Consider the following 24,773-nt stretch of genomic DNA (forward strand, 5'->3'; position numbering starts at 1 on the left):
CCCTATCTCAGTCGGTGCACTCGAAGAGCGGAGCCTCCGGGAAGCCGCCCCCGTCCGGTGTGGCCACCAGCGTGTCGTTGAGGTAGCCGTTGCCCGCCGACGACTCGATCCGGTTCCAGATGTCGCTGGACTTGCCGGTGGACTTGTCGGTGTAGGACGAGCCCTTGACCTGGCAGATCACGGTCAGCGTGATGTACTGGCCCTGTGGGATCTTTCCGGCCTCGCCATCGGCGGACGGGCCCGGCCGGATGAGCGTGTTGGTGTCGTTGTTGCTGGCGTTCTGGTACTGCTGCCGCGGGTAGGCCAGGTCCACGTCCGCCGTGGCGGCGTCCTGGCTCTCCCCCGCGTCGTTCTTGGCCTTGAGCTTGAACTCGTGCTTCTGGTTGTTCTTGAGCCCTTCGGCGGTGAACGACGTGCCCTTGACGCTGTCGTTGCTCACCGCGCCGGAGAGCACGTACGTGATGCCTTCGCCGCCGCTCTCCGGGGCGTCCCAGGTCAGCTCGGCGCCGCGGTTCTTGGGCTTGGCCGCGAAGTTGGCCGGTTTGCCGGGGGCCACGCAGGGCTTGACCCCGGCGCTGGGCTCCGACTCGACCTGGCCGCCCGACCAGTGGGCGACGACCGTGAAGGTGTACTCGGCGCCGCAATTCCCGCCCGAGAACTCGAACTGGAACGGCCCGTCGGCGTCCACCGACTGCGGCGTGGTCCTGCCGTCGCCGCCGGACACCTTGAGCGTGTAGCGGTCGACCTTGCCGCCGCTGGACGGGCTGAAGTTCACGCTGACGTGGCCGGGGCCCGACTTGGCGCTGACGGCGCCCGGTTTGGTGGGCGCGCTGGGCGTGGGCGTGGGCGTGGGAGTGGGGCTGCGGGTGGCCGAGGAGGGAGTCGGGGTCGACGTCGGAGTCTTGGTGGGCTTGCGCGACGGCTCCGGGGCGTCCGTCTGCGTCGGCGCCGGGTCGTCCGTCCTGGTCGGGTCGGGCCTGGGGTCGGTGTTCGTCGGCTCGGGCCGTGGTGTCTGCTTGGGCTTGGGGGTGTTGGTGGGTCCCGGTACGTCCGAGTCGTCCTTGTCGACGTCGTGCTTGCGGCCTTCGGTGTCGACGACGACGGCCTTGTCGCCGTTCTCGTCGTTCGCCCAGAGCAGGCCGTCCTTGACGAACACGTCGACCGGGCCGGGCCCCTGCGCCACCTGGAGCTTGGTGGGCTGACCGCCCGCCGCGCTGTCCCACACGATCAAGCCGCCCGTACTGCGGTCCGGGACGTACACCTTCGAGCCGAGTATCTGCGGCACGCCGAGCGCGGCCGGGTCCTTCACCGCGAACTTGGTGTTGAGCACCGAGTTCGACTCCGTGTCGACCACCACGAGGAGCCCGGAGTCGCCGGGCGTGAGCAGCGGCACCAGCGAGCCCTCGGTGGATGCCGGCGCCAGTACGCCGCCCTTGGCGGCCTGGGCGACCTCCTTGGGCAGCGTGATCTCGCCCACGCCGCCGTCCGCGCCGACGATCGTGGCGGTCGCGGCGCGGGTGTTGACGATCATCGGCAGGCCGCCCGCGATCGTGACGGCCAGCTCCTCGCCCGGCTCGCCGACCTTGACGGCGCTCGCGGCGACGCCCTTGGTCACGGGTACGACCTCGCCTTTGGCCGTCACCGGCACCCAGAGCCGCCCGCCACCGTCGATGCGGGCCGAGCCGAGCGGGCCCGGCAGCGTCAGCGGCGCGCCGACCGAGTTGAGCGTGGCGGGATCGATCTGCTGGACCTTGCCCTCCGGGTCCACCGCGTAGCCGGCGGCGCCCGAGACGACGATCTGCAGGCCGGCCGTGCCGAAGTTACGGGTCTGCGCGACGCTGAGCTGGCCGGGCTCGATCCGGCTGACGTAGCCGCTGCCGTCGTCGACGAGCAGGACGTTCGAGCCGTCCTGGACGATGCGCAGCCGCTGGGCCGACTTCTTGTCGAGGTAGCCGTCGACCTCGCCGGACAGGCCGTTGACGTGCACGATCTTGCCTCGGGCCTGGGTCCATAACCAGGCGCCGACGTCGGCCAGTTTGGGCGTGGCGCTGGAGACGCCCACGCCGAAGACGGCCGCCAAGGCGACCAGGATCACGGCCACCGCGCCGGCGATCAAGGCTGTGGCACGGTCTCCGCGGAGTACGCGGATACGCAAGGCGTCACTCACCCCGTACGTACGATTACTGAACGTTTGCCCCCGTATTACCCTGGATCACCCTAGCGTGCAGCGTGACTACTCGCAGGTAAGCACGCCACGTCGGGCACTACTCGCAGGTAAGCCCGTCAGGTCGGGCCGAGATTGTCGGTCCGAAGCCGTACCTTAGAGCCCGTGTCCGAACAGTCCTTGACCCTCGACGCCGCCCTCTCGGAGGAGGCGGTGCTGTCGACCTACCGCCGGATGTTCGCGGCGCTGGCCCGCGACAGCGGGGCGGTCGTCGACGACCCGGCCCTGGTCGACATCGCCGAGACGCTGTTCGCGGCGTTCGCGGAGGCGGGCGAGGAGTGGCTGACGCACGAGCAGATGCGCTTCGCCTGCCGCGCCTATCCCGGCGACCAGTTCGACAACCGACTGCGCGTGCTCAAGGGGCTGGGCGCGATCCGCGAGGTGTTCCCCAAACCCAACCAACTGCGCTATCGGGCGTCGTTCACCAGCGTGGTCGGGCTGATGTTCATCAGGCGGATGATGGACGACGGCGGCCAGTCGGAGATGCACCGGCTGCTCGCGCTCGAAGACCTCAACGTCGCCGACCCGCGCACCACGATGGAGGAGGCCAGGCAGAGCGCCGCCAACCTGGCCAGGGCGTTCCGGCTGTGGGCGCTGGAGCTGATCACGCTCACCATGGGCACGATCGAGGAGCTGCGCGAGCAGGCGCCCAAGCTGTGGGGCACCGAGGAGATCGCGCGCCGGGCACAGAGCCTGCACGGCACGATCCTGACCCGCTGGCCGGCGCTCGACCGGGTCTGCACCGACCTGCGGGCGGCCATCTACGCCTACAGCGACGCCTCCCGGCGGGCGGCGGGGCGCCTGGCCGACTCGGCGGGCACCACTCGCAACCTGACGCTGCTGCCCACCGAGACCTGGCGCACGTTCTCGCAGACCGCCTCGCGTGAGCGGCTCGCGGCGGTGCTCGACGGCTTCGTGTTCGACGCTCCGGCGCCCTGGCACGACCCGGCGGCGATCGCCCGCGCGGTCGACGAGGCGCCCCGCCCGGCTCCGGCCCAGCCCACTCCCCCGCGCTCCAACCTCGCCGACGCGGGCCCCGAAGGCTCGCTCGACTCCGCGCCCAACGCGGCGATCGAGCGGCTGACCGAGGTGGCGGAGTCGCTGCTGGGGGCGTCGTCGCGGGTGGCGCTGGCCGACATACTCCGGTCCGACTGGCCCTCGGCCCGCCGGCTGCTGGCCGACCTGACGACGGTCGATCTGCGGCCTGAGCTGCCTTATCGGCTCGTGTGGGCCGACGACCTCACGATCTCGCCAGGAGGCGAACCGGCCTGGCTGTCCCACGGCTACCTGGAGCGCTCCTCATGACCCGAATCTCGTCAGAGGCCGCTGGCCCGGACCCCTCTTCGGAGCCCGCTGGTACGCGCGGCTCCTCAGGGGGTTCCGCTGCGGATCGCACTTCGGAAGGCGCCGGTCGCACTTCGGAAGGCGCCAGTTCCGGTCGCGCTTCGGAGGGGTCCGCCGCGGGTCGCACTTCAGCGGGCGTCGGTGGGGGTCGCTCTTCGGCGGGTACCGGTGGGGGTCGCTCTTCGGGAGGCGCCGGTGCGCGGCGCGCGCTCGGGGACGACGCGGTCGCTCACGTGCGGGCGCGGTCGGGCGGGCCGCTGCGGCTGGGGGCCGGCGTCGCGGCGCCACCTGGGATGGTACGGCTCACGCGCCCCGACTCCACCGGCCAGGCCCTGCCGGTGTGGCCCGACGCGGCCACCCCGTCGCTGCTCGACGAATACCAGGTGCCCCCGGTCCCGGTCGAACGCTCGGGCGAGACCCGGCGGGTGCTCGCGGCGACGCTCAAGTGCTGCTGGAGCGACCTGTCCGTCGACCCGTGGCCGGGCACGCCGGCACCGGTCGAGCTGATCCTGGACACCTACCGGGCACTGATCGGCCGGGCCGACGACCTGATGCGCAACTGGGCCATCGGGGCGCTGCGCCGACTGCACGACTCGGCGTGGATCGTCATGTCCGACGGCGTGGTCTCGCTGGGCCCGCGCTGCGCCCTGTGGCCGGTCGAGTCGCACGCCCAGCTGAAGGAGCTGGTCCGGCGCATTCCCGCACCGGAGCAACGGGACCTCACGGTGGTCGCGGACGCCGACATCGTGGCGGCCGCCACACAGGAATCCCACGGGCTGCAGGAACCACCCGCTGTGGAACAGCCTTCCGCTGCGCAAGGGCCGCTGGAGGTTCAGCAATCCCCCGCTGGGCCAGGATCGCCGGTCGTACAACAGTCCCGCGCCGTGGAAGGACCGCCCGCCTCAGAGCAACCACCCGAGGTGCAAGAACCACCCATCGTGCAGCAGCCATCAGAGGCGCGGGTGCGGGCGCAGGATCCCGCGACCGAGACGACGACAGTGGCGGCGACCGCGACAGCGAGGACGACAGTGGCGGTGGCGGGCCGGGTTGAAGGTGGTGCGGCGGAGTTCGACGAGCTGCTGAGCGGCTATGACGAGCGGCGGCGGGCCGAGTTGGTGGCGGCGTTCATGGCGGTGGAGCATGGCGCTGAGCCGGTGCTGGAGGCCCGGTTCGGCGGTCTGCGCGATCCCGCGCTCCGCCACACGCTGGGCGAGATGCTCGCCCGACGAGGCCGGACGCTGATCCAGCACCGCGAGCGATGGACCTCGGGCTACGACGACGCCTACCGCGCCGAGCCGACGCCCGCGACCGCCGGGGCCGCGACCGGCAGGGCCGGGTCCGGCGGGGCAGGGTTGGGGTCTGGCGGGGCAGGGTCGGGGTCCGGCGGGTCCGGGGCAGCGGCGGGGCTTGGTGAGAGTGAGCGGGCGGTGTTGACGCTGGTGCTGGTGCATTCGGTGGCGATTCCGAGGGCGGAGGGGCTGCTGCCCGACGACACCTGGCTCTCGCCGCACCCGACTCCCGTCGACGAGCTGCGCCGCCACACCCAGTTGCCGATCGGCGAGCTGGAGGCGGCGCTACGGATGCTGCGGCACGCCGGGCTGCTGACCCAGGTCAAGGCGGGCGAGGAGGCCGGCGGTTACGCGCCGGGACCGCAGTTCCACCGGCTCACCCCGGCGGCGCGGCGACGGCTGCAGGAGGAGCTGATCCTGGCGGCCGGACCACACAGCCCGCTGGCCGCGGCCGTACGCGCGCGGAGATCGACAGGGTAGCCACCCGGACCTGCCAGGCCCGGATTGCCACCCGGGCCTGGCAGGCGCCAAGCGTCAGACGCGGTCGGGGTAGCGCGGGGAACGGAACCTAAGCGTCCTTGACCGGGCGGCGCGGCGAAGAGACGGCAACAGCCCACGCGGCGCGGCAAACAGACAGCGAGCGTGCTCGGCTCAGTGCGGTGAAGAAGCAGCAAGCGTCAGCCCCGCCCGGGTCGGCGCGGTGTACAAGCAGCAAGCGTCCGCCCTCACCCGGGCGGCACGGTTAACAGACAGCAAGCGTCAGCTCCAGACGGGGCGACGCGGTGGAACGGAAGGACTACGGGGGTCACAGGTGTCGCAGGTGGAGAACGTCGTCGGGGACCGGGTGTTGATCGCCATGCAGGCGGTCAACATCTCACGGCTCTCGACCCATCCGGTGCCGACCGTCCCCGGCACGCTTATCGTCGTCGCGGGGGCCGGGCCCAAGGACTCCAACGGCGCGGGCAAGTCGTCGTTCATCGCGTCGATCACGGCGTTGCTGGGTGACGAGCAGTGGCGTTTCGCCTCGGGGGCGAAGGCGGTGTCGGAGCTGCTGTTCAACGCCGAGCTGGCCAGTGGCGCGGGCGCCCGCCAGTGGGCCAGCGCCGACCACGGCTACATCGTCGGCGTGTTCGGGCGGCCCGGCGCGTCCTACGACCTGCCCCTACGAGCCACCGCTCCAGTTCCCGGCGCCGTCGCCTCAGACGAGACCGTCGGACCGGAGCATGGCACCTCAACTGCGGGCCAAGCCACCGGACCGAGGCATGGCACCTCCACGGCTGACCAGGCCACCGAACCGGAGCAGATCAGCGTGGGCGTGGAGCCGGACGTGCCGGATGACGGTGAGTTGTTCTCCGTGCCCGACACATCTGGCGGGGCCGTCACCGTGTGGCTCAAGGTCAATCAGGAGGCCCCCCACCTGGAGATCCGCTGGCGCGAGGGCGTGCATCTGGCCTCCGCCGCGTCCGAGGCCGAGCGCGTGGTGCGTGCCGACGAGATGTGGGCGACGCTGCCCAAGTCCGCCGGGCGGCGCGACGTGGTGGCCCGTGACCTGACCAAGGTGCTCTACGGCGACCGCATCCGCTGCGTGTCGTTCCTGTCGACCTCGGTCCGGAGCAAGGTCGCCACCAACCTGCTCTCCCAGCCGCTCAACGAGATCTCGCCGGAGCGCGTGTTCGAGGCCATCGCGGCCCTGACCGGCCTCGACGCCGAGCTCGAGCAGGAGCGCGAGGCTCGCAGGGACGAACACTCCAAGCGCGTACGGGCGGCGCAGGCGGCCGATCGGCTGGCCGAGTTCGAGGCGGAGTCGCGGGCGTTGCTGACCACGTTCGACCGGCGCGATCAGGCCCGGATCCGGCTGGCCGACGCGCTGCGGTGCTGGCGCGGGCGCCAGGCTCGCAAGCTGGACGACGCGGCGGCCAAGGACGAACTGCTGGTCGCCGAGCTCGAACGGCACCGGACCGCGGGCGAGACGGCGGCCGAGGCGCTCTCCATGGTGAAGGCCGAGATCACCACCCTCAAGGACGACACGCTCGATCGGAGAGTGGCGGAGGCGCGCAAGGAGCTGGCCGCGATGCAGGCGCGGGCCGCCAAGCTCGACGCCGACCGGGCCGTGGCGGAGAACTCCGCCGACGAGTTGCGCGGCCTGATCCCGGCGCTGGAGGAGACGCGCCGGTTCTCCGACGGCCGTGATGTGCCCACGGCCGAGCGGGAGCTGCGAGAGGCGCGGCTTCGGCTGAACGAGGCGCTGAAGGCGCTGGGCGTGGCCGATCGCGAGGTGGCCTCTGCCCAGGCCGCGCTGGACGACGCCGAGGGCGGCCCGGCCGCTGCCCAGCTCAACGCGCTGGCCGCGGCGGGCGTCGTGGCGACGGGTCTCCTGGACGCACTGGACGTGGCCGAACAAGCCCGCGACTACGCCCACGGTGACCGGGCCGGATCCACTGGCCGTCCATCCCCCGAGACAGCCGCGAGGTCCGCCGGTCAAGCGGGCGATGGAGCAGCCACGGACGTCGGCGCTGGGGTGCCTGGTGGGGCTGGGCTCGGGTTGGAGGACTTGCGGGGGTGGCCGAACGAGCACGCCGTGATCGTCGACGCCGGCCAGCTCGAAGCGGCCGCCACGGCCTTGGTCGAGCTGCCCGGTTCTGTCCTGGTGAGTGCCGCCGGGGTGAGCGTGGTGGGGGCGTTCGACGGGGAGGCGACCGGCCGGGAGGCGCGGATCAAGGCCGCCGAACACCGGCTCAATCGGGCCAAGGACACCCAGGAGACCGCGGCGCAGACCGTACGCGATGGGGAGGAAGGTGTCGCGGAGGGACAGCGGCGGCTGGAGGGGGCGCAAGCGGGAGTACGGCTCGCCGAGCTGGAGACGAAGCTGGCCGGGCGGCGGGCGCGGCTGGGCGAGCTGACGACGGCGCTGGAGGAGCTGGCGCCCGCGGTGGCGGAGGCCGAGCGGCAGGCGGCCGCCCTCGACTTCCGGGCCCGCACGAAGGACATGGAGATCGAACGCCTGGAGGGGCGGCGGCAGCGGCACGAGGGCGAGCGGGCCCGGTCGCGTCAGGACGAGACGAGGGTGAGCGGCGAACGGGAGGCGCTCAAGGTCGAGGCGCTGGCCGCCGACTGGGGCGGCACCGCCGAGGGAGCGCGGGAGTGGCTCAAGGCGCTGCCCGAGGGCGAACGAGCGCGCACCGCCGAGGAATGGTGGCGCGTCGCCGAACGGCATTTCGACCAGGCGTTGCGCGACACGTTCCCGGAGGAGGACGCGGAGGTCCCGGAGGAGCTGCGGTTCCTGCTGTCCGAGCGTGGGGGGAGCACGGCGCGGGAGCAGGCGACGTTCGCGGCGGTGTGCGGCTCGCTGGCCTCCTATTTGCGCGGGCAGGAAGAATATGAGAAGCACCAGCGGCGTCAGATCGAGGCGCAGGTCGTGTCGAGGCAGCGTGACCTGGCCGCGGCCGACAAGGGGGCGGAGGAGGCGGCCAGTTCGACGGCGGTGCACCGGGCGGCGCTGACGGCGGCGATCAAGTCCCGGCTCACGCGGGTCGCCGAGGAGTTCGAGCAGCTCGACACGTCTTACGGAGGTTACGGGGCGACGCTGGAGTTCCCCGTGCCACCGGCGCCCGCGGATCCTGAACAGCGCTGGCAATGGCGCGTCACGCCCAAGTGGCGGCGCGGCGAGGGCCAAGGCTTCGTCCCGTACAACCGGCGGGCCAACACCGCGCTCATGGACGAGAAGGCGGTCAAGCTGGTGTGCGCGGCGGCGATCGCGTCGTCCGGGGGCGGGCATCTGTGCCTGGTGCTCGACGAACTGGGCCGCAACCTGGGCAAGGAGCATCGGCGTGAGGCGGTGGCGCTGTTCCGGCGAATCGGCGAGACGTACGGGATCACGGTGATCGGGGCGCTCCAGGACGATATGGAGCCGTACGCGATCGACGCCTGCGGGCAGTACATCAAGCTCCGGCGATCGTCGGATGCGATGCCGTACAACGAGCCACCGGTGATCGTCGGGCACGACGAGCACGCGGAGCGCGTGCGGGCATTGGCCGCCTACGTAGACAGGAGCGCCTGATCGGCGGGGCTGCCCATGGGTGCGAACCGCGCATGCGTATGGGACCGCGCATGCGTGTGGGACCGTACTTGATCAGCGGACGCGTCCATGCGCGGGCCGTTATCTGATCACCGGGCCGACGTACGAGGCGCGTAGGCGGAGGAGGGAACCCTTGGCGTATTCCTCCATCGCGTGGGCCAGCCACCCGGCGGTCCTGGCCACCGCGAAGATCGCCTCGCCGGAGCCGGGCAGCATCCCGGCGACTCCGGCGAGGGTGGCGAGCGCGAAGTCGACGTTCTGTTCGGGCAGGCGTCGCCGACGGACTTCAGCCAGTACGGCCTGGACCACGGCGATGCGTTCGTGGTCCGGCGCGGCCTGCTTCACCAGGTCGAGCAGGAGGCCGCCGCGCGCGTCGCCGTTCTTGTAGACGCTGTGGCCGAAGCCGGGGATGCGCTCGCCCCGGCGTACCCGATCGGTGATCACGCGCGGGGCCTGGCCGGGTTCGGTCACCTCGGCCAGCAGCCGTTCGGCCGCGTGGGACGCGCCGCCGTGCAGGGGGCCGCCGAGCACGCCGAGGCCGGTCAGCACCACGGCGTACGGGTCGGCGCGAGCGGAGGCGGCGACCCGGGCGGCCAGCGTGGAGGCGGCCAGCTCGTGGTCGGCGAGCAGCACGAGCGCGCCCCGCAGTGCGGCCAGGAGAGCCGGGGTGGCGGGCCGCGGGCACAGACGGGACCAGAGCCGCTCGGCGATCGACTTACCGCCGGGGGCCTGGAGCGCTGGGAGGGCGTCGACGAGGCCGGAGATGAGGCGACGACCGGTGGCGGCGACGGAAATGGGATCGAGCTGGTAGCGGAGGGAATCGGCGGCGCCGAGGACCGTGGTGATCACCTGGAGGCGGTCCAGGAGCGGCAGACCCCCGGGGAGACCGCGCTGAGCCGCGATTGCGACCTGCGCCATCTCCGGATCGTGCGCCCAACCCCGCGCCGCACCATCTGACGCCTCGGAATCACGCACCCGACCCCCCGCCGCGCCACCTCCCGCCGTCTCGGTATCACGCACCTGACGCCGCGCCGCATGGTCCGAGGCGAAGGCGTCGGGGTCGCCTGTCCACAGCCACTCGGCCACCGTTTCGAAGTCGGCGGTTCGGGCCAGGGTGAGGGCGTCGCGGCCGCGGTAGTACGGGCGGTCCAGACCGAGCGCGGTGATGCCGGATTCGATGACCAGCTCCGGCGGCTGGCCGCGTGGCCGCCCGCGCCGGGCCAACTGCTCGATCTCCGCCGCGTCGAACAGGCTGCGCCGGTCCTCGCTGTGACGTCGCTTGAGCACGCCCCGGCTCACGTACGCGTAGAGAGTGGCGGGCTTCACGCCGAGCCGCTCGGCCGCCGTCGCCGCGTCGATCCACTCCACGCCAAAGCCTCCCATATTGATTCAAATCAATATTGATACACATTGAGCAAGCGTGTCAACGTGTGCACATGCCCAAAGTTCACTTCCTTGACGTGACCAACCGAGACGGCGTGCAGACCGCGCGCACCGGCCTGTCGAAGTTCGGCAAGACCATGGTCAACTTCTACCTGGCCAAGCTCGGGGTGGCTCAGTCCGAGATCGGTTTCCCTTTCCTGTTCCACGAGGTGCCCTACGTACGGGCGCAGACGGCGCTGGCCGAGGCGGGCGCGTTCGGCGAGCTGCGGCTGTCGGGCTGGTGCCGTGGTGTACCGCAGGACGTGGAGAAGGCGGCGCCACTCGGCCTGAAGCACTACAACCTGTCCATCTCCACCTCGGACTACATGATCCAGAACAAGTTCCGTGGCCGCCTCGACCGCGGCGCGATCATGCGGGAGATGACGGCGGCGGTGCGGGCGGCCAAGGCGGCGGGCGCGCTGACCGTCGGCGTCAACGCGGAGGACGGGTCGCGGACGGATGACGGGTTCTTGCTGGAGTTCGCGCTGGCGGCCAAGGAGGCGGGCGCCGACCGGGTCCGCTACTGCGACACGATCGGCGGCGACACCCCCGACCGGATCCGCGAACGCTTCGCCAAGCTGGCCTCGGCCGTCGGGATGCCCGTCGAGACGCACTGCCACAACGACCTCGGCCTGGCGGTGGCCAACTCCATCTCGGGCGCGCTCGGCGACCTGGAGGCCGGGCAGGACGCGTGGATCAACACCTGCGTGAACGGCATCGGCGAGCGTTCCGGCAATGCCGACCTGCTGTCCACGATCCTCGCCTTCGAGCACGGTTTCGGGCTCCAGGCGGAGATCGGTGACGCCATCGACCTGTCGTGGGCGCGCAGGTTCGGGCTGTGGGCGAGTTACGCGTTCGGGCAGCCCCTGCCGTACAACCAGGTGGGGGTGGGACGCAACGCGTTCGCGCACGAGTCGGGCATCCACGCCGACGGGGCGCTGAAGGATCACGGCAACTACGAGCTGTACGACGAGGCGACGCTCGGGCCGTTCCCCGAGGACTGGCACGCGCGCGGCGGACGGGTCGTGCTGACCGGCGAGTACGGCGGGAAGGCCGGATTCCGGCACGTCATGGACGGGCTCGGCGTGGACGTGCGGGAGGAGGACCTGGCGTTCCGGCTGGTGCAGCTCTGCAACGCGATGACCGGCCGACCGCTCACGGACGACGAACTGCGGCTGATCGCGGCGTATCCACGGGAGCTGGCACTGCTGTTCCCGGAGTACGAGTGAGGCCCCGGGCGCCCCGCCCGGATCCGGCAGGAGTGACGGCTCATAGCATGAGCGCATGCAGATCGAGGAACGGACCGTTGCCGACGCCGACCTGACCGCCCTGCTCACCGCCGCCTTCGACGAGCTGGTGAAGCGCTACGGGCCCGAAGGGCGTTCCGTCGTCAAGGCGCAGGCCCGCTACCTCGTCGCCTACGCCGGGGAGCACGCCGCCGGATGTGGTGCCATCCAGCCGGTGGATCCGGATATGGGGGAGCTCAAGCGGATGTACGTGGATCCCGCGTTCCGAGGTCAGGGGATCGCCAGGCGGCTCTTGGCGGCCTTGGAGGATCTGGCTCGGGACATGGGCTACGAGACGGTGCGCTTGGCGACCGGAGTCAAGCAGCCCGAGGCCATAGCTTTGTACGAGAGCAGCGGGTATGTGCTTGGCGAGTCGTACGGGATGTACGTGGACCAGCCGCTGACCCGCTGCTACCGCAAGAAGCTGGGCTCGGTCTGAACGACGCGGGCGAGCGCGTGGACCCCGCTCCCCGGGCGGGTAGGCCGTAAAGCAGGCGGCACGACCACCGGGAGAGACCACGATGCGGACCAACGCGACACCGGTAGGCGGGCCCACCGCATGGACCCGGTCCACTCTGCGCGAACAGGACTGGCTGCTCCACATCGACCAACCACTCACCCGGACCCGACCCGAGTTTCACGTCCCGGCCTTGACGCTCCTGGCCGAGAGAGCCAAGGCCGCGCTCGAAGCGGGTCCCGGCCTGGTGGTGATCCGGGGATTGCCGATCGCGGACTGGCCCGAGGAGCAGATCGATCTTCTGTGCTACACGTTCGGCTCTCTCCTCGGCACCCCGCGCACCCAGAAGGCCGATCTGGTGACCACCGGCGAGAAATCGCGCAGAGGCATGGACGACCAAGGGCTGGCCCTCCACACCGACCGGGCCGGACCGCCTGGGCCGCCGCACCTGCTGGGCCTGCTCTGCCTGCGCGCGGCCGTCCACGGCGGGGAATCCCTGCTGGTGAGCGGCCACGCCGTACACGACCGGCTGCTGGAAGAGCGGCCCGACCTGCTGGCCGAGCTCTATGAGAACTTCCATTTCGGCGCGGGCACGGTCTCGAACTTCGACCGCGTCTACCCCGTCTTCGAGTGGCGGGCGGGGCGGCTTCGCGTCCAGTACAACCGCCACTGGATCGAACACGGTCAGGAAGCGGCCGGGAAGCCGCTGACATCCGGCGCCGTGGCCGCTCTGGATGCCTTCGACGAGATCCTCGCCGACGGGGACATGGTCCTGCGCTTCCCGCTGCGCCCGTGCGATCTCCTGCTCGTCAACAATGACGTGGTGTTGCACGGCCGTACGGCGTTCACCGAAGACCTGCGCGCCCGTCGCCGCCTGGCCCGGATCTGGCTGGACTGAGCATCCTGAAGACAGGTGCTCCCGCCCTCAGGCGGGATGGTGTAGGCCCGCGCGTGAGTGCCCTCTGGGCGCGAGCGTGCAGTGATCGGAACTGCTTGCGACGTCTCAACCACGTACGGTAAGGTCTCTGTGATCGAACTGGCAAGCGACAACCAAGCTGGCCGCGAGATCGCTTCATGGATTCATCGGTACGACGAGGCCGACGGACGGGCGGTGACAGGACGTGGAGACTTGCCAGTAGGCGGGTCAGTGAAGCGTCAAGCATCCTGTTCCACAGCTCGTGCTGCTTACGCGGCATGGACTGCTGCGTAAGCAGCACGGGAATCCTCGCCTCTTAAGGGCGAGGAGCACGTCAACAGCCACGGCTGTCGCAGGCGGCCGCGAATCGATACCTCGCCAAGGAGATCGAGGCCGCGCTCGATGACCTCGAGTGCGGCAAGGGCTTCTACCCCAAGGCCGGGCTCGTCGCCGACCGCCTCGACTCCGAGTTCGGCCGCTGGAAGCTCTGATCGCTGACCATTTCGCGAGTTCGGCCGTTGATAGCTCTGAGCGTGGTGGGGGGTCGGCGACACGTGATCGCCGAGCGGCAAGGCCCGCCAGCGGCCTGAGCGGGAGGACACCGGGACGCCACTGATCCCCTAGAGGCTCTGCTCCCCCGTTTCCGGCAGGCCGAGCAGACAGAGCAGGCTCAGTACGGCCATCGCCGACACGTAACCCCCGACGCCCAGCACACCGGCACCGCTCGCCTGCAGGCCGGTGGCCACCAGCGGCGGCACCGCGCCGCCCAGCACCCCGCCGAGGCTGTAGGCGACCGAGGCGCCGCTGTAGCGGTATTCGGTCCTGAACAGTTCCGGCAGGAAGGCCCCCATCGGCCCGAACACCAGCCCCATCAGGCCGAGCGCGCCGGCCAGGGCGACCCCCACGAGCACCACCGACCGGGTCTCCATCAGCGGGAACATCACCAGCCCCCACACCACCGCCACACCGGTCCCGGTGAGCAGCGTGCGGCGGCGGCCGAAGCGATCGGACGCCATCGCCGACGCCACCGTCCCCGCCGCCATGAACACGACACCGATCATGGTTAGCGCGAGCATGGTGGTCTTCGGGATCTTCAGCGTCTGCGTGCCGTACGCCAGGCAGTAGGTGGTCGCGGTGTAGAAGAGCGTGTACGCGATCGTCATCGCACCGGCGCCGAGCAGCACGCGGCGCCACTGCTGCCGCATCAGGCCGGCGAACGGCACCTCGGCGATGCGGCGCTGGTCCATGGCGGCCTGGAAGACCGGGGTTTCGGCGATCTTCAGCCGTACGTACAGGCCGATGAGCACGAGCAGCAGGCTCGCCACAAACGGCAGGCGCCAGCCCCAGTTGCCGAACCGCCCATCGCTGAGCACCTCCCCCAGCAGCAGGAACAGCCCATTGGCCACGATGAACCCGACCGACGGCCCGAGCTGCGGGAACATCGCGTACAGCCCGCGCTTGCCCGGCGGCGCGTGCTCGGTCGCGAGCAGTGCGGCGCCGCCCCACTCGCCGCCGAGGCCGATGCCCTGGGTGAAACGGAGCAGCACGAGTAGCACCGGAGCGGCGACACCGATGGTCGCGTAGCCGGGCAGCAGCCCGATCGCGACCGTGGACAGGCCCATGACCAGGAGCGAGACGACGAGCATGGACTTGCGCCCGATCCGGTCCCCCCAGTGGCCGAACACCGCCGAGCCGAGCGGACGGGAGATGAACGCCACCGCGAACGTCGAGAACGCGGCCAGACTGCCCGCCACTGGGTCCATCCCGGGGAAGAACGCGGTGTTGAGCACCAGCGCGGCGGCGGTGCCATAGATGTAGAAATCGTAGAACTCGATGGCCGTGCCGATGAGGCTGGCGGCCGCGACCCTCGACTGGCTGGGCGTCGTCCTGGTTGTGGGGGAAAGCGGCATTACGTCTCACTATGCGAATTCGCGTCTTGCGGAGTGATACGCAGACGCTATCAGCTGGGCTGCCATGCGACCTCTTGACTCATTCTCGCTCCGAGTGAGAACGTTATCAACATCTTACTGAGAACGTTCTCAAAGGAGTCCTCTGTGACCGACCTGCTGCCGCTCAAACCGATCGAGTCCGACCTGGCCGACAAGATCCGCGCGACGCTCGACCAGCGACCCCAGTTGGCGGAGCTCGTCTCGGACGTCATCGACAAGAGTCTGCGCAATGTGTTCTTCGTGGGCGCCGGCGGCTCGCTCATCGCCGCCTACCCGGCCCACTACCTGCTCGAACGCGAAGGCACCTGGCCCGTCTACAAGCTGCAGAGCGACGAGCTCAACACCGCCCGCCCCCGGCGCATGGGCGAGGGTTCCCTGGTCTTCCTGGCCTCGTACACCGGCAAGACCAAGGAGACCGTCGCCGCCGCGCAGTACGCCAGGAGCACCGGCGCGACCGTGGTCGTGGTGACCCAGGAGGGCGGCCCGCTGGCCGAGGCGGCCGACGTGGCCTTCACCGGCAAGAGTGATCTGTTCATGCAGCTGGCGGCCTATGCCCTGCTGCGCAGGGCCGGGGTGGAACGCGACTGGGCGCTGCTCGACCAGGCCCTCGACGCGCTCCCGGACGCCCTGGTGGCCGCCGCGCACGAGGGTGAGGAGCGGGCGCGGGTCATCGCCGAGACGCTGAAGGACGAGCCGATCACGTATGTGCTCGGCTCGGGTCCCAGCTACGCGTGGGCGTACGGGCTGGCCATGTGCTTCCTGCAAGAGATGCAGTGGAAGCACGCGGCGGGCTTCAACTCGGGCGAGTTCTTCCAGGGCGCGTTCGAGGTGGTCAACGACGACGTGGCGGTGATCAACCTGCTGGGCGAGGACCCGTCGCGGGCCATGGCCGAACGGGCCAGGCGCTTCCTCGACACGTACGCGACCAAGAAGACCTTCCACATCGACACGGCGGACCTCACTCTGCCCGGCATTCCCAAGGCGTTGCGCGGCGAGGTGTCCCCGCTGGCGATCGCCGTGCTCATGGACCGGCTGGCCCGCCACTACGAGGCGGTGCGCGGCCACGACCTCGACAAGCGCAACTACATGTTCCAGGTGGACTACTGATCTACCCGTTCCAGGAGCGTCGCCGGGCGGCACCCCGCCGCCCGGCGGCACCGCGGGGAAAGGAGCTGGGTTTGCCGGTCGAACTCGTCATTTTCGGCTGTGACGGGGTGCTTGTGGACAGCGAGCGCATCTCGGTACGCGTCGGCACGGCGGCGCTGCGCGAGCTGGGGTGGTCGATCGACGAAGCGGATAAGCTGCCCCTAGCGCGTGCGTCTGTTCGAGCGCTGCTCTCCGTTTCCTGCCTAAGACCTCCCTTTTTTACGGCAAGCATGGGCCGGCCCCACCCACCGCACGTGGCCGAAGGCCTCCAGGAATACGCCCGCTGAACCCGCACAGGGCGGGCCGCCGCTACGTGCGCCTCCTGACCCGGCAATCAGGAGGCGCATCGGGATACCTGGACCTAGGGGAAAGACAGCTCTTACCCGCGAGATAGCTCGAAAGTGCGTTCGAGCATGGAAGCCTCTCCATACCCGGGCGCACGGGGGCCCACGACGCGAGGAGACTTGCCATGCCCGTTCTGATGTCCTTACGCGCGGCAGCGCTCACCTTGGTGACCGCCACCGCGCTCGTCTTACCCGTCACACCCGCCCACCCGGCGGCGACGGCGCAGCCCAACGTGGTGGTCAGGTGGAACACGGCGCTGCTGGCGGCGGTGCGCGGCGGCACGCTGGGGCCGCCGCTGGTGGCCAGGGCGCTGGCCACCGTGCACACCTGTGCCTATGACGCGTGGGCCGCCTATGATCCGATCGCCGTCGGCACCCGGCTGGGCGGCACGCTGCGGCGGCCCGCCGCCGAACGCACGGATGCCAACCGGGCCCAGGCGATCAGCTACGCGGCCCACCAAGCGGCTGTGGACCTCTATCCGGCGCAGCGGGCGGTGTTCGACGGGTTGATGACCGAGCTGGGCTATGACCCGGCCGACCAGTCCAGCCAGCCGGCCCAAACCGGCCTGGCCGCCTGCACGGCCGTGCTCGAATACCGGCACGCCGACGGCTCCAACCAGCTCGGCGGCTACGCCGACACCACCGGCTACGCGCCGGTCAACGCTCCGATGGTGGTCGCCGATCCGCTGACCACGGTCAACGACCCGAGCCGCTGGCAGCCGCTCACCTTCCGCAACAAGGCGGGCGTGGTGGTCACGCCGCCGTTCCTCGCGCCGCACTGGGGCGGGGTCGCCTCCTTCAGCGGCCACGCGCGCGACCTGGCCGACAAGGTGCCCGCGCCGGCGACGTACGGCACGGCCGCCTACCGTGCACAGGCCGCCGAGATCGTGTCGGGCACCGCCGCGCTGACCGACCGTCAGAAGGCGATCGCGGAATACTGGGCCGACGGCCCCAACAGCGAGACGCCGCCCGGCCACTGGTGCCTGTTCGCCCAGCAGGTGTCGGCGCGTGATCATCATGGCCTGGACCAGGACGTGAAGATGTTCTTCGCGCTGGCCAACTCGGTGCAGGACGCCGGGATCGCCTCGTGGGAGGTCAAGCGTGTCTTCGACTCCGTACGCCCGATCACCGCGGTCCGCTTCCTGTACCAGGGACAGCAGATCGCGACCTGGGGCGGCCGGGTGATCGACGGCGCGACCTGGGTGCCCTATCAGGTGCCGACGTTCCCGACGCCGCCGTTCGCCGAGTACGTCTCCGGCCACAGCACGTTCAGCGCGGCGGCGGCCGAGGTGCTGCGGCGCTTCACCGGCGGTGACACGTTCGACGGCGAGGCGCTGATCGCCAAGGGTTCGTCACAGGTGGAGCCGGGGGTGAGCCCCGCCAACGACCTGACGCTGCGCTGGCGTACCTTCAGCGACGCCGCCGACGAGGCCGGCATGTCGCGGAGATATGGCGGCATCCACTTCCGGGCCGGCGACCTGCAGGGTCGGACCCTCGGCCGGGCGGTGGGCGTCGCGGCGTGGCAGCGCGCGGCGGCCTACTGGTCGGGACGCGGCTGAGAATGCCCACGTCGTACGTGGTGTGGCACGCCACATCACGTACGAGGTGGAAAGCTGCGAATCGCCGGGCTGTCAGATGGGTGGCCAATTTCGCAGCGCCGCGTCGGCCACCCGCTGGAGTTCGGGGCGGGTGGCGCCACCGGCGGCCTGGACGGCGATGCCGTTCGCCACGGTCATGATGTAGCGGGCGAGCAGCTCCGGGTCCGCGCCCGGGGGCAGATCGCCCTCGTCGACGGCCCGCTGGAACCGGTGGCGGAGGCGAGCACGGCCGTCGTCGCGCCAGACGATCAGGGCGTCCTGGGCCGCCCGTCCGGAGTCGCCGGCGGCCAGCGAGCCCTGCACACCCAGGCATCCGGCAGGGCAGCCGGGCTGGGTGGTGGCCATGACCGAGCCGGTGAGGAACGCCGTGGCCACCTCCCGGGCGCTCGGCTTCCGCAGCGCGCGGTCCGCATAAGCGGCGGGGCCCTCGGTGTAGCGCTCCAGGGCCTTGCGGAATAACTCCTCCTTGTTGCCGAAGGCCGCGTACATGCTCTTGCGGGTGATGCCCATGGCGCTGGTCAGGTCGGTCAGGCTGGCGCCTTCGTAACCCTGCTCCCAGAAGACCGTCATCGCCTGATCCAGGGCCTCGTCGGCGTCGAAGCCTCTCGGCCGGCCGATCGGCGCTTTCCGGGTGATCTCCACGGCCTCATCCTACAGCTTAGATACCGATCGGTGCAGAAGTGCTATGGTTCCTTTCTGCACCGATCGGTAGCTAAGTTTCGGGAGTTCAAAGCATGGGACAGCTGGAAGGCAAGACCGCCGTCGTTACCGGCGGCGGCACCGGAATCGGCCTGGCCACCGCCGCGCGGCTGGCGTCCGAGGGCGCTCACGTCTTCATCACCGGCCGACGCGAGGACGCGCTCGACAGGGCCGTCGAGTCGATCGGTTCCGCGGTCACCGCGGTGCCGGGCGACATAGCGGAGCCGGCCGACCTGGATCGGCTCTACGACGCGATCCGCGACCGCGGCCGGGGCCTGGACGTGGTGTTCGCCAACGCGGCCGTGGCCACGTTCGCACCGCTGGCGCAGGCCACCCGGGAACAGTTCGAGCAGATCTTCGGCGTCAACGTCCTGGGCACGCTGCTCACCGTGCAGAAGGCGCTGCCGCTGCTCAACGACGGCGCCTCGGTGGTCTTGAACACCTCCGTCCGCGCCGACGACGGCTGGGAGAACTACGGCCTGTACGCGGCGTCGAAGGCCGCGATCCGGTCCCTCACGCGGACCTGGGCCAACGAGCTGAAAGGCAGGGGTATCCGGGTCAACGCGGTCTCGCCGGGCGCGATCGACACCCCCGGAATCGACACCGCCGTCGGCGAGGAGAACGCGGCCGCCGTCAAGGCGGACCTGGCGACGGGAGTTCCGATCGGCAGGATGGGACGCCCGGAGGAGGTCGCCGCCGCCGTGGCCTTCCTCGCCTCCGCCGACAGCAGCTTCATGCTCGGCACGACCCTGTACGTCGACGGCGGCGAGAAGCAGTTCTGACTATGGGGCCGTCTCGGCGGGCGTCCGAACGGATCTGGCCGACTCGCGCTCGACGAAGCGGGTGGGCAGGCGGCGGTGTACGGGGCGGCGGTCGGTGCCCTGGACGCGGTCCAGGAGCAGGCGGCCCGCCTCCGCCCCCAGCTCGTACACCGGCTGGGCCACCACGCTGAGCGGCGGGGAGATCGCCTCCGCCCAGTCGGCGTCGTCGAAGCCCACCAGCGACACGTCGGCGGGACAGCGCAGCCCCAGCCGCCGCAGCGCCTGGAGCACCCCCAGCGCGAGCAGGCTGTCGAGGGCGAGGATCGCGGTCGGCGGGTCGGGCAGTCCGAGCAGGCGGGTCGTGGCCGCGGCGGCGTCCTCCCTGCGGAAGCCTTCGGCACTGACCAGCTCGGGCCGGGGCTCGATGCCGCTTTCGACCAGGGCGTCGCGGTATCCGGCCGCGCGGGCGCCGACCGTGGTGGCGCCCAGGCGTTCGACGCCGCGCAGCCCCGGGCGGGCCAGCGGGGGCCGCAGCTTCTCATCGCCGCCGGTCAGTAAGGCGATGCTGCGGTGGCCCAGCGCGAGCAGGCGTTCGGTGGCGTCCTTGGCGGCGGCGCGGTTGTCGATGCCGACCGTGTCGGCCTCGAGCCCCGGGACCCGCCGGTCGAGCAGGACGACGGGGATCCCGGCGTCGATGACGTCCTTCAGGGCGTCGCGGTCGGCGGTGTCGGTGGGCGCGACGACCAGGCCGTCGACGCGCCGCTCGGCGAGCACGCCGAGCGCCTTGCGTTCGAGCGAGAGGTCCTCGTCGGTGTTGACCAGCAGCACCTCCCAGCCGCGCTCGTGCGCCACGTCCGCGATGCCGCGCAGGGCGCGGGAGAAGAACGGGTTCTCGATGTCGGGTACGAGCACGCCGAGCGTGTGGGTCAGCCCGGTGATCATGCTGCGCGCCAGACTGTTGGCCCGGTAGCCGAGGCGTTCGGCCGCGGCCAGCACCGCCTCGCGGCTCTTGCCGCTCACCGAGCCGTAGCCGCCGAGTGCCCGCCCGGCCGTCGCGGTGGAGACCCCTGCCTCCTTGGCGACGACCTCGATCGACGGCATGCTCCGCCGAGCGCTGCCGCTCATCCGCACCCCCGGTGCTGCTAGATCGTGTCCACACCATCATGCTCCCACTGACGGGAGGCGATCACCGTAGCGGATTTACCGAGGGCTATTGACATGCGTCTCAGCGATTGAGAACGTTCTCACTCAAGCGAGTGAGAACCTTCCCATTCTCAGGAGAACGTGTGCAGCCACGCTTGATTCGCCTGGTGGCCGTCGGAGACAACGTCGTCGACCGCTATCCCGATCTCGGCGTCATGTATCCGGGCGGCAACGCCGTGAACGTCGCCGTGCACGCCCGCCGTACCGGCGCCGAGGCGGGTTACCTGGGTGCGGTCGGCACCGACGAGGCCGGGCGCGTGGTGCGCGACGCGCTGGCCGCCGAGGGCGTGGACCTGTCACTGCTGCGGACGGTGGACGGGCCGAACGCCTTCGCCACCGTCCGTCTCGTCGCGGGCGAGCGCAAGTTCACCGGCGGGCGCGAGGGCGTCTCGCGCTTCCGCCTCTCCCCCGCGGATCTGGTACGGCTGGCGGCGGCCGACATCGTGCACACCGGCGAGTGCTCGTTCCTGGAGGGCCAGCTCGACCAGCTGGCCGCGCACGCCAGGCGGCTGTCGTTCGACTTCTCCGAACGCCCGTGGGACTACGTCGAGGAGCATGCCCGGCACGCCGGGATCGCGATCCTGTCCAGCCCGTCGGGCTCGCGAGACGAGGCGCTCGCGCTGGCGCGGCGGGTCCGGGCGCTGGGCCCGGCCACGGTGGCGGTCACCCTCGGCGCCCACGGCGCCGTCCTGGTCTCGGGAGCCGCCGGAGTTTTAGCGGGCCCCGGGGCCGCAGGCGGCGACAGCGCCGCCGGAGCCTTAGAGGGCTCCGAGGACATGGTCGCCTGGGGTGCCGCCGAGCCCGTCGCCGTGGTGGACACGCTCGGCGCCGGTGACGCGTTCATCGCCCGCCTGCTGGTCGGCCTGGCCCGCGGCGAGGACCTGCCCGCGCTGGCCGTCGCGGCCACCGCCTACGCCTCCCACGCCTGCACCTCCTACGGCGCCTTCGGACACGAAGCCCCCCTGCCAAGCACCAAGGAGAGCCCATGAACACGCATCGCTGGACCGCCCTACTGCTGGGCACGGCGCTGGTCACCGCCGGTTGCGGCGGCGGCTCGGCCGGCGCGCCCGCCAAGGCCGATCTGTCCACGCCCAAGGACAGGTCGGGCACGCTGACGATGGTCACCAAGTTCGCCGATCCGAAGTACGCGCCTTACTTCGAGAAGGTCGTGGCGGCGTACAAGGCGGCCAATCCGAAGGTCGACATCAAGCTCGAACAGGTCGGTGACCAGCCGTACAAGGACAAGATCCGGGTGCTCACGGCGTCCAAGGACCTGCCGGACATCTACTTCTCCTGGGCCGGCGACTTCGCCAACAAGTTCGTCCGGGCCGGGCTCGCCGCCGACCTGACCAGTGTCATCGGTCCGGGCACCCCGTGGGGCTCGACGTTCGCGCCGGCCGCGCTGAAGGCGTTCCAGTACAACGGCAAGTACTACGGCATGCCGGTCGACCTCGACGGCAAGTACCTCGCCTACAACAAGGCGGTCTTCACCAAGGCGGGCGTACAGGTGCCCAAGACGTTCGAGGAGTTGCTGACCGCCTGCGACACGCTCAAGTCCGGGGGCGTGCAGCCGATCGCCTTCGGCAACCAGTACGGCTGGGCGGCCATCCACTTCATCACCCAGCTGAACGCCTACGACGTGGCCCCCAAGACGCTGGAGACCGACTACGCCCCGGCGACGGGCGCCTTCACCGATCCCGGCTACGTCACGGCGCTCAAGCAGTTCGGCGATCTGGTGTCCCGCTGCGGCACCAAGGACGCCAACGGGCTGTCGCACGAGACCGCGCAGGCGCAGTTCCTGTCCGGGAAGGCGGCCATGCACTATCTGGAGTCGGTCGAGTTCGACGTGCTCGACAAGTCGGAGCTCGACTGGAGCTTCCTGCGCCTGCCCGCCCCGGCGAGCGCCCCCGGCGACACGAACGCGCTGACCGGCGCCCCCGACGGCTTCCTGGTCAACGGCCAGAGCAAGAACGCGGGCCTGGCCGTTGACTTCCTGAAGTTCCTGTCCAGCAAGGAGAACGCGGCCACGATGACCAAGGAGATCGGCTGGCTCAGCCCGGTCAAGGACTCGGCCACCTCCGCCAACTCCTACCCGCAGCTCACCGATGCCCTGCAGGACATCGGCAAGGCCGGCAGCTTCGCCATCTGGCTGGACACGATCACCAACGCCGAGGTCGCCGGCGCGTACCTGTCCGGGGTCGAGGGCATGCTGTCCGGCTCCCGCACTCCCGAGCAGGTCATGGCCGGCGTCCAGAAGGCGGCGGCCAAGGCCAAGAAGGAAGTCGGGTGACCGTGCTGAGGCGGTGGCGGGCCTGGGCCTGGGTGCTGCCCGCCGTCGTCCTCCTGCTGGTGTTCGTCTACTACCCGATCGCCGACAACCTGCGGCTGAGCCTGTTCTCCTGGAACGCCTTCTCGCCCGAGCCCCGGTTCGTGGGCCTGGACAACTACGCCGAGGCGTTCGGCGACCCGGTGTTCTGGCGGGCGCTGGGCAACAACGCCGCCTACGCCGTGGTCTCGCTGGTCTTCCAGGGTGGGCTGTCGCTGGTGCTGGCCGCGCTGCTGGAGGAGCTCGTCGGGCGGCGGACCCGCGGCCTGCTGCGCACGCTCTACTTCATCCCGGCCGCGATGTCGATCACGGTGGTGGGCGTGCTGTTCTCCTTCCTGTACAACCCTCGGTACGGCCTGCTGAACGAGGCGCTCAACGGCCTCGGTCTCGGCCACCTGGCCAGGGCTTGGCTGGGCGAGGAGGGCTCGGCCATCTGGAGCGTCATCGCGATGAGCCAGTGGCAGTCGGTCGGCTACACCGCCGTGCTGTTCGTGGTGGCCATCCAGCGCATCCCCCGCGAGTACTACGAGGCCGCCAAGGTCGACGGCGGCGGCCCGGTGCGTACGTTCTTCTCCATCACGCTGCCAATGGTCAGGGAGATGACGACGCTGGTGGTCATCCTCACGATCTCGGGCGCCTTCCTGGTGTTCAACGAGGTCATGGTGATGACGGCCGGCGGTCCTGACAACTCCAGCCAGGTGCTCGGCACGTGGCTGTACCGCAAGGCGTTCATGGAGGACGACATGGGCTACGCCGCCACCGTCGCCACGGTGATCTTCGTCATCACGTTCGCCATCGCGGCCGTACAACTGGCCGTGTCCCGCCGCCGGAGGTACGACTCGTGATCTCGACCACCCTGACCCGCCCGGCCGCGGTCCGCGCGGAGGCCCCCATACGGCTGCGGGCGGTGGTCGGGCGGCTGCTGGGATGGAGCCTGCTGGCCGGGTTCGGGATCGCCGTGCTCTACCCGGTGCTGTGGATGGTGCTCAGCGGGTTCAAGGACAACCAGGAGATCTTCAACCAGCCGTGGGGGCTGCCCGGCGAGCTGCGCTGGGACAACTGGGCGCGGGCCTGGGACCTGGGTGTCGTCCGCTACTTCACCAACAGCGTGATCGTCACTTCGGCGTCGATCGTGGCCACGACGCTGATCAGCGCGTGGGCGGCTTACGGGATGTGCCGGTTGCGGCTGCCGTTCGGGAACGGGGTGGCGCTGCTGGTGCTGGGCGGGCTGCTGCTGTCGCCGACGGTGGCGCTGATCCCGCTCTTCCGCCTGCTGACGTCGATCGGGCTCTTCGACACGTACTGGGCATTGATCGTGCTTTATACCGCTTTTCGGGTGCCTTTCACGATTTTCCTGATCCGGGCGTACATGATCGAGCTGCCGCGCTCCGTGGACGAGGCGGCCACCATCGACGGTGCGTCCACCACGCAGATCTTCTGGCGGATCATCCTGCCGATGTCGCGGCCCATCCTGGTGTCGGCGGCGCTGCTGCAGGCGCTGTTCGCGTGGAACGAGTTCGCGTTCGCGCTGGTCTTCGTCAGCGACGACGCGCTGAAGACACTGCCGGTCGGGCTGATGGCCATGCAGAGCCGCCTGCTCACGGACTGGCCGGTGATGATGGCGGGGCTCACCATGGCCGCGCTGCCGACGATCGTGCTGTTCCTGATCGGCCAGCGCCAGTTCCTGCGCGGCCTCACGGAAGGGGTGGGCAAGTGACCGCGCGGCCCTGATGT

Annotated in this window: 19 protein-coding genes; 14 read left to right on the forward strand and 5 right to left on the reverse strand. The window is 70.5% G+C overall.

Annotated elements, in window-relative coordinates; translation table 11 throughout:
* Positions 1-7: 7 nt before the first annotated feature.
* The gene (locus tag ACIBO2_RS43935) at positions 8-2,167 is read right to left on the reverse strand and encodes a hypothetical protein (RefSeq protein ID WP_397304142.1); all 2,160 of its coding nucleotides are present in this window, start codon (positions 2,165-2,167) and stop codon (positions 8-10) included.
* A 162-nt stretch (positions 2,168-2,329) separates the two neighbouring features.
* Here ACIBO2_RS43935 and ACIBO2_RS43940 point away from each other — a divergent pair, with 162 nt between their 5' ends.
* The 3 genes from ACIBO2_RS43940 to ACIBO2_RS43950 all read left to right on the forward strand — a co-directional run bounded on the left by ACIBO2_RS43940 (position 2,330) and on the right by ACIBO2_RS43950 (position 8,914).
* On the forward strand, positions 2,330-3,529 hold the full coding sequence (locus tag ACIBO2_RS43940) for a hypothetical protein (protein ID WP_358556068.1): 1,200 nt from the start codon (positions 2,330-2,332) through the stop codon (positions 3,527-3,529).
* A gap of 272 nt (positions 3,530-3,801) precedes the next feature.
* On the forward strand, positions 3,802-5,337 hold the full coding sequence (locus ACIBO2_RS43945) for a hypothetical protein (protein ID WP_397304143.1): 1,536 nt from the start codon (positions 3,802-3,804) through the stop codon (positions 5,335-5,337).
* 331 nt (positions 5,338-5,668) lie between these two features.
* A complete protein-coding gene (locus tag ACIBO2_RS43950) occupies positions 5,669-8,914 on the forward strand; it encodes a chromosome partitioning protein ParA (protein ID WP_397304144.1) in 3,246 nt (1,081 codons plus the stop codon).
* Positions 8,915-9,013: 99 nt separating this feature from the next.
* Here ACIBO2_RS43950 and ACIBO2_RS43955 read toward each other — a convergent pair whose 3' ends face one another.
* On the reverse strand, positions 9,014-10,300 hold the full coding sequence (locus ACIBO2_RS43955) for a citrate synthase (RefSeq protein ID WP_358556076.1): 1,287 nt from the start codon (positions 10,298-10,300) through the stop codon (positions 9,014-9,016).
* Positions 10,301-10,368: 68 nt separating this feature from the next.
* On the opposite strand from ACIBO2_RS43955, the gene ACIBO2_RS43960 reads away from it, so the two are divergent.
* The 3 genes from ACIBO2_RS43960 (at position 10,369) to ACIBO2_RS43970 (ending at position 12,995) form a co-directional block, all read left to right on the forward strand.
* Positions 10,369-11,583, forward strand: coding sequence for a LeuA family protein (locus ACIBO2_RS43960; RefSeq protein WP_397304145.1), 1,215 nt, complete (start codon positions 10,369-10,371; stop codon positions 11,581-11,583).
* Positions 11,584-11,638: 55 nt separating this feature from the next.
* Positions 11,639-12,079 carry a GNAT family N-acetyltransferase gene (locus ACIBO2_RS43965; RefSeq protein WP_397304146.1) on the forward strand — a complete coding sequence of 147 codons (441 nt, stop codon included), beginning with the start codon at positions 11,639-11,641 and terminating at the stop codon, positions 12,077-12,079.
* A gap of 82 nt (positions 12,080-12,161) precedes the next feature.
* A complete protein-coding gene (locus ACIBO2_RS43970) occupies positions 12,162-12,995 on the forward strand; it encodes a TauD/TfdA family dioxygenase (protein WP_358556085.1) in 834 nt (277 codons plus the stop codon).
* Positions 12,996-13,633: 638 nt separating this feature from the next.
* On the opposite strand, the gene ACIBO2_RS43975 is transcribed toward ACIBO2_RS43970, so the two are convergent.
* Positions 13,634-14,923, reverse strand: a complete 1,290-nt coding sequence (locus ACIBO2_RS43975; RefSeq protein ID WP_358556088.1) for an MFS transporter — start codon at positions 14,921-14,923, stop codon at positions 13,634-13,636.
* Between the two features lie 144 nt (positions 14,924-15,067).
* Between ACIBO2_RS43975 and ACIBO2_RS43980 the strand changes: the two genes are divergently transcribed.
* The 3 genes from ACIBO2_RS43980 (at position 15,068) to ACIBO2_RS43990 (ending at position 18,011) form a co-directional block, all read left to right on the forward strand.
* Positions 15,068-16,069, forward strand: coding sequence for an SIS domain-containing protein (locus tag ACIBO2_RS43980; protein ID WP_397304147.1), 1,002 nt, complete (start codon positions 15,068-15,070; stop codon positions 16,067-16,069).
* Positions 16,070-16,140: 71 nt separating this feature from the next.
* Entirely contained in the window at positions 16,141-16,395 is a 255-nt protein-coding gene (locus ACIBO2_RS43985; protein WP_397304148.1) for a hypothetical protein, read from the forward strand.
* 182 nt (positions 16,396-16,577) lie between these two features.
* Complete coding sequence (locus ACIBO2_RS43990; protein ID WP_397304149.1) at positions 16,578-18,011, forward strand: vanadium-dependent haloperoxidase; 1,434 nt, start codon at positions 16,578-16,580, stop codon at positions 18,009-18,011.
* Between the two features lie 72 nt (positions 18,012-18,083).
* Here ACIBO2_RS43990 and ACIBO2_RS43995 read toward each other — a convergent pair whose 3' ends face one another.
* Positions 18,084-18,692 carry a TetR/AcrR family transcriptional regulator gene (locus tag ACIBO2_RS43995; protein WP_358556097.1) on the reverse strand — a complete coding sequence of 203 codons (609 nt, stop codon included), beginning with the start codon at positions 18,690-18,692 and terminating at the stop codon, positions 18,084-18,086.
* Positions 18,693-18,784: 92 nt separating this feature from the next.
* On the opposite strand from ACIBO2_RS43995, the gene ACIBO2_RS44000 reads away from it, so the two are divergent.
* Complete coding sequence (locus ACIBO2_RS44000) at positions 18,785-19,531, forward strand: SDR family oxidoreductase (protein ID WP_358556100.1); 747 nt, start codon at positions 18,785-18,787, stop codon at positions 19,529-19,531.
* On the opposite strand, the gene ACIBO2_RS44005 is transcribed toward ACIBO2_RS44000, so the two are convergent.
* Positions 19,532-20,635, reverse strand: a complete 1,104-nt coding sequence (locus ACIBO2_RS44005; protein ID WP_358556103.1) for a LacI family DNA-binding transcriptional regulator — start codon at positions 20,633-20,635, stop codon at positions 19,532-19,534.
* Between the two features lie 161 nt (positions 20,636-20,796).
* Between ACIBO2_RS44005 and ACIBO2_RS44010 the strand changes: the two genes are divergently transcribed.
* Genes ACIBO2_RS44010 through ACIBO2_RS44025 form a run of 4 tightly spaced genes read left to right on the forward strand, consistent with a single transcriptional unit; the run spans position 20,797 to position 24,756 of the window.
* On the forward strand, positions 20,797-21,702 hold the full coding sequence (locus ACIBO2_RS44010; protein ID WP_358556106.1) for a PfkB family carbohydrate kinase: 906 nt from the start codon (positions 20,797-20,799) through the stop codon (positions 21,700-21,702).
* On the forward strand, positions 21,699-23,003 hold the full coding sequence (locus tag ACIBO2_RS44015) for an extracellular solute-binding protein (protein WP_358556109.1): 1,305 nt from the start codon (positions 21,699-21,701) through the stop codon (positions 23,001-23,003). Before ACIBO2_RS44010 ends, ACIBO2_RS44015 begins: the two co-directional genes overlap by 4 nt.
* Positions 23,000-23,884, forward strand: a complete 885-nt coding sequence (locus ACIBO2_RS44020) for a carbohydrate ABC transporter permease (RefSeq protein ID WP_397304150.1) — start codon at positions 23,000-23,002, stop codon at positions 23,882-23,884. The genes ACIBO2_RS44015 and ACIBO2_RS44020 overlap by 4 nt, the downstream gene beginning before the upstream one ends.
* A complete protein-coding gene (locus ACIBO2_RS44025; RefSeq protein WP_397304151.1) occupies positions 23,881-24,756 on the forward strand; it encodes a carbohydrate ABC transporter permease in 876 nt (291 codons plus the stop codon). Before ACIBO2_RS44020 ends, ACIBO2_RS44025 begins: the two co-directional genes overlap by 4 nt.
* The last annotated feature ends 17 nt before the right edge of the window (positions 24,757-24,773 follow it).

Source organism: Nonomuraea sp. NPDC050022 (genome assembly GCF_044460705.1).
Taxonomy (GTDB): domain Bacteria; phylum Actinomycetota; class Actinomycetes; order Streptosporangiales; family Streptosporangiaceae; genus Nonomuraea.